The following is a 452-nucleotide window of genomic DNA, read 5'->3' on the forward strand; positions in this document are numbered from 1 at the left end:
GTGCTCAAGGGTGGGGGCGTAGGAATAGTGTTGAAGTTGCTTTAGAGGATTTTCATGGGGCCTACGCGTTACTGTTTGCTGATGCTTGCCGCTTAGAGTCTGAGGACAGAGTGCGTTTAGCTCACGCATTGGACGAGGTCGCAGAGCAAGTGCGCGACGTGATTGCTGCTGCCCAGCGTGAGGAAGCCCGCCTAGAACAGGCCTATCAGGACAGCCTGCGCCAAGAAGAGGAAGGGGTGTTTAACCGCTGGGTGGACCAGTGGGCTCCTTTCACAGACCTGCCTTATTCACCGCCTCAGATTGAGGCGGTTTTTCTCCCCGTATTCGTTCCCGTGTAGCGGGCCGTCATAACGGGGGCGGAAAGGTCGGTGCCCGTCCTGAGGCTTTGCGTGCTTTTGTTGAGCACGCGCGTGGGGCAAACACCGCCCTTGAAAGAGAATTACGCCAGGTGG

General features: G+C 57.5%; 1 protein-coding gene. It reads left to right on the forward strand.

What is annotated here, in order from left to right; translation table 11 throughout:
- Window positions 1-338, forward strand: a 338-nt coding sequence (locus EII11_RS10635; RefSeq protein WP_205649296.1) for a hypothetical protein, incomplete at its 5' end; no start/stop codon positions are given.
- Window positions 339-452 lie beyond the last annotated feature (114 nt).

The sequence above is a fragment of the Schaalia canis genome, from assembly GCF_003858455.1.
Taxonomy (GTDB): domain Bacteria; phylum Actinomycetota; class Actinomycetes; order Actinomycetales; family Actinomycetaceae; genus Pauljensenia; species Pauljensenia canis.